The sequence below is a fragment of the Collinsella aerofaciens genome (genome assembly GCF_039752775.1).
Taxonomy (GTDB): domain Bacteria; phylum Actinomycetota; class Coriobacteriia; order Coriobacteriales; family Coriobacteriaceae; genus Collinsella; species Collinsella aerofaciens_R.
Genome location: NZ_JBDMGT010000055.1, coordinates 1 through 4,666, shown reverse-complemented (window position 1 = coordinate 4,666; position 4,666 = coordinate 1). Strand labels below are relative to the sequence as shown.

At 61.5% G+C, this 4,666-nt stretch carries 4 protein-coding genes; 2 read left to right on the top strand and 2 right to left on the bottom strand.

Features of this window, described 5'->3' with window-relative positions:
- Positions 1 to 207: 207 nt before the first annotated feature.
- Together groES (ABHR63_RS09850) and groL (ABHR63_RS09845) are read left to right on the top strand one after the other, a co-directional pair.
- The gene (gene groES, locus ABHR63_RS09850; RefSeq protein WP_022094351.1) at positions 208 to 501 is read left to right on the top strand and encodes a co-chaperone GroES; all 294 of its coding nucleotides are present in this window, start codon (positions 208 to 210) and stop codon (positions 499 to 501) included.
- A gap of 96 nt (positions 502 to 597) precedes the next feature.
- On the top strand, positions 598 to 2,235 hold the full coding sequence (gene groL / locus ABHR63_RS09845) for a chaperonin GroEL (protein WP_006234938.1): 1,638 nt from the start codon (positions 598 to 600) through the stop codon (positions 2,233 to 2,235).
- Positions 2,236 to 2,431: 196 nt separating this feature from the next.
- Here groL (ABHR63_RS09845) and groL (ABHR63_RS09840) read toward each other — a convergent pair whose 3' ends face one another.
- A complete protein-coding gene (gene groL / locus ABHR63_RS09840) occupies positions 2,432 to 4,069 on the bottom strand; it encodes a chaperonin GroEL (RefSeq protein ID WP_346965997.1) in 1,638 nt (545 codons plus the stop codon).
- A gap of 96 nt (positions 4,070 to 4,165) precedes the next feature.
- A complete protein-coding gene (gene groES, locus ABHR63_RS09835) occupies positions 4,166 to 4,459 on the bottom strand; it encodes a co-chaperone GroES (RefSeq protein WP_022094351.1) in 294 nt (97 codons plus the stop codon).
- Positions 4,460 to 4,666: the final 207 nt, after the last annotated feature.

Below are 4,666 nucleotides of genomic sequence, written 5' to 3'. Positions count from 1 at the left end.
AAACCTTATGCCCCGCCCCTCCGGAGCCACACGGGGGCCACCGCTAAGTTATCCCCCGGCATTCAGAAAATCTAAGTGCCAAAAAATAAGATTTTTTGACTCCGTGTTGTATAACCCGCCATTCGTGGGTACCATTCAACGCGTACGCAAACAAAAAGGGTTAATTCGCGTGGTATAACCGCGCGGCCCAAAAAGGAGGAGACAAGCATGTCGTCTTTGAAGCCGCTTGCAGATCGTGTTCTGGTCAAGCCCGACGAGGCCGAGCAGAAGACCGCTTCTGGTCTGTATATCGCCAGCAACGCTCAGGAGAAGCCGCAGCGCGGCACCATCGTTGCCGTGGGCGCCGGCAAGGTCAACGACAAGGGTGAGCGCATCCCCATGGACGTCAAGGTCGGCGACGTTGTCATCTACGGTAAGTTCGGTGGCAACGAGGTCAAGGTCGACGGCGAGAAGTATCTGCTGATGCGCGCCGACGACATCTACGCTGTCGTCGAGGCCTAGTCTCGTCAGAATCTCTGATTCGTCTTTGAACGCGTCCGCCGCATAGGACTCGGAAGCGGCGACGCGAGTCACATTTCTTTTGGAGGATTACCTACCATGGCAAAGAACATTACGTTCAACACCGATGCCCGCGCTAAGCTTGCCAAGGGCGTCAACACTCTGGCCGACGCCGTTACCGTCACCATGGGCCCCAAGGGTCGCTACGTTGCGCTGCAGCGCACGTTCGGTGCTCCGACCATCACCAACGACGGCGTTTCTGTCGCCAAGGAGATCGAGCTCGAGGACAACATCGAGAACATGGGCGCTCAGCTGGTGAAGGAGGTCGCCACCAAGACCAACGACACCGTGGGTGACGGCACCACCACCGCAACCCTGCTCGCCCAGGCTATCGTCAACGACGGTCTGCGCAACGTCGCCGCTGGCGCCAACCCGCTGGCCATTCGTCGCGGCATCGACAAGGCCGTTAACGCCGCCGTCGCCGAGATGAAGAAGCAGGCCAAGCCGGTCGAGACCAAGGAACAGATCGCTTCCGTCGGTACCATCTCCGCCGGTGACCCCGAGGTCGGCGAGAAGATCGCCGAGGCCATGGAGGTCGTGGGCAAGGACGGCGTCATCACCGTCGAGGATTCCCAGACGTTCGACATCACCATCGACACCGTCGAGGGCATGCAGTTCGACAAGGGCTATGTCTCCGCTTACTTCGTCACGGACAACGACCGCATGGAGGCCGTGATGAAGGATCCGTACATCCTCATCACCGACCAGAAGATCTCCAGCGTTCAGGACATCATGCCCGTTCTCGAGGCTGTCCAGCGCGCTGGCCGTGGCCTGCTCATCATCGCTGAGGACATCGACGGCGAGGCTCTGCCTACCCTGGTCCTCAACAAGATCCGTGGCGCCCTCAACGTCTGCGCCGTTAAGGCCCCGGGCTACGGCGATCGCCGCAAGCGCATCCTCGAGGACATCGCCGTCCTCACCGGTGGCCAGGCTGCCCTGGACGAGCTGGGCGTGAAGGTCGCTGACATCACCGCCGATATGCTCGGTACCGCTAAGTCCGTCACCATCTCCAAGGACAACACCGTCGTCGTCGGTGGCGCTGGTTCCAAGGAGGCCATCGACGCTCGTATCGCTCAGATCAAGGGTGAGATGGAGAACACCACCTCTGACTTCGACCGCGAGAAGCTCCAGGAGCGCCTGGCCAAGCTCTCCGGTGGCGTTGCCGTCATCAAGGTCGGCGCTGCTACCGAGTCCGAGCTCAAGGAGATCAAGCACCGCGTCGAGGATGCCCTGCAGGCTACCCGCGCTGCTGTCGAGGAGGGCATCGTCGCCGGCGGTGGCGTCGCCTTCATGGACGCTGCTCCTGCGCTCGACGCTGTCGAGATCGACGACCCCGAGGAGAAGATCGGCGTCGACATCGTCAAGAAGGCTCTGACCGCTCCGGTCGCTACCATCGCCAAGAACGCTGGCTTTGAGGGCGCTGTCGTGGTCGACAAGGTTGCCGAGCTGCCCGCCGGCCAGGGTCTCAACTCTGCCAACGGCGAGTGGGGCGACATGATCGAGATGGGCGTCCTCGACCCCGTCAAGGTCAGCCGCGTCACCCTGCAGAACGCTGCTTCTGTCGCCAGCCTGATCCTCATCACCGAGGCTACCGTCTCCGATGTGCCCAAGAACACTCAGCTTGAGGACGCTATCGCTGCTGCCACCGCTGGTCAGCAGGGCGGCGGTATGTACTAAGGCCGACAAGGTCTAGAACTCCCACCGGGAATCCGGGGGCGTGACGGGGTTTCTCTCCGGAACGTCCTCGGACATGCAAAGAGGCTCCGCATCGCGCTTCGCGCTGCGGAGCCTCTTTGCGTCCTGCGGAATATTCCGGAGAGAAGTCCCCGTCACGCCCCCGGATTCCCGGTGGGAGTTCTAGACCTTGTCGGCCTTAGTACATACCGCCGCCCTGCTGACCAGCGGTGGCAGCAGCGATAGCGTCCTCAAGCTGAGTGTTCTTGGGCACATCGGAGACGGTAGCCTCGGTGATGAGGATCAGGCTGGCGACAGAAGCAGCGTTCTGCAGGGTGACGCGGCTGACCTTGACGGGGTCGAGGACGCCCATCTCGATCATGTCGCCCCACTCGCCGTTGGCAGAGTTGAGACCCTGGCCGGCGGGCAGCTCGGCAACCTTGTCGACCACGACAGCGCCCTCAAAGCCAGCGTTCTTGGCGATGGTAGCGACCGGAGCGGTCAGAGCCTTCTTGACGATGTCGACGCCGATCTTCTCCTCGGGGTCGTCGATCTCGACAGCGTCGAGCGCAGGAGCAGCGTCCATGAAGGCGACGCCACCGCCGGCGACGATGCCCTCCTCGACAGCAGCGCGGGTAGCCTGCAGGGCATCCTCGACGCGGTGCTTGATCTCCTTGAGCTCGGACTCGGTAGCAGCGCCGACCTTGATGACGGCAACGCCACCGGAGAGCTTGGCCAGGCGCTCCTGGAGCTTCTCGCGGTCGAAGTCAGAGGTGGTGTTCTCCATCTCACCCTTGATCTGAGCGATACGAGCGTCGATGGCCTCCTTGGAACCAGCGCCACCGCCGACGACGGTGTTGTCCTTGGAGATGGTGACGGACTTCGCGGTACCGAGCATATCGGCGGTGATGTCAGCGACCTTCACGCCCAGCTCGTCCAGGGCAACCTGGCCACCGGTGAGGACGGCGATGTCCTCGAGGATGCGCTTGCGGCGATCGCCGTAGCCCGGGGCCTTAACGGCGCAGACGTTGAGGGCGCCACGGATCTTGTTGAGGACCAGGGTAGGCAGAGCCTCGCCGTCGATGTCCTCAGCGATGATGAGCAGGCCACGGCCAGCGCGCTGGACAGCCTCGAGAACGGGCATGATGTCCTGAACGCTGGAGATCTTCTGGTCGGTGATGAGGATGTACGGATCCTTCATCACGGCCTCCATGCGGTCGTTGTCCGTGACGAAGTAAGCGGAGACATAGCCCTTGTCGAACTGCATGCCCTCGACGGTGTCGATGGTGATGTCGAACGTCTGGGAATCCTCGACGGTGATGACGCCGTCCTTGCCCACGACCTCCATGGCCTCGGCGATCTTCTCGCCGACCTCGGGGTCACCGGCGGAGATGGTACCGACGGAAGCGATCTGTTCCTTGGTCTCGACCGGCTTGGCCTGCTTCTTCATCTCGGCGACGGCGGCGTTAACGGCCTTGTCGATGCCGCGACGAATGGCCAGCGGGTTGGCGCCAGCGGCGACGTTGCGCAGACCGTCGTTGACGATAGCCTGGGCGAGCAGGGTTGCGGTGGTGGTGCCGTCACCCACGGTGTCGTTGGTCTTGGTGGCGACCTCCTTCACCAGCTGAGCGCCCATGTTCTCGATGTTGTCCTCGAGCTCGATCTCCTTGGCGACAGAAACGCCGTCGTTGGTGATGGTCGGAGCACCGAACGTGCGCTGCAGCGCAACGTAGCGACCCTTGGGGCCCATGGTGACGGTAACGGCGTCGGCCAGAGTGTTGACGCCCTTGGCAAGCTTAGCGCGGGCATCGGTGTTGAACGTAATGTTCTTTGCCATGGTAGGTAATCCTCCAAAAGAAATGTGACTCGCGTCGCCGCTTCCGAGTCCTATGCGGCGGACGCGTTCAAAGACGAATCAGAGATTCTGACGAGACTAGGCCTCGACGACAGCGTAGATGTCGTCGGCGCGCATCAGCAGATACTTCTCGCCGTCGACCTTGACCTCGTTGCCACCGAACTTACCGTAGATGACAACGTCGCCGACCTTGACGTCCATGGGGATGCGCTCACCCTTGTCGTTGACCTTGCCGGCGCCCACGGCAACGATGGTGCCGCGCTGCGGCTTCTCCTGAGCGTTGCTGGCGATATACAGACCAGAAGCGGTCTTCTGCTCGGCCTCGTCGGGCTTGACCAGAACACGATCTGCAAGCGGCTTCAAAGACGACATGCTTGTCTCCTCCTTTTTGGGCCGCGCGGTTATACCACGCGAATTAACCCTTTTTGTTTGCGTACGCGTTGAATGGTACCCACGAATGGCGGGTTATACAACACGGAGTCAAAAAATCTTATTTTTTGGCACTTAGATTTTCTGAATGCCGGGGGATAACTTAGCGGTGGCCCCCGTGTGGCTCCGGAGGGGCGGGGCATAAGGTTT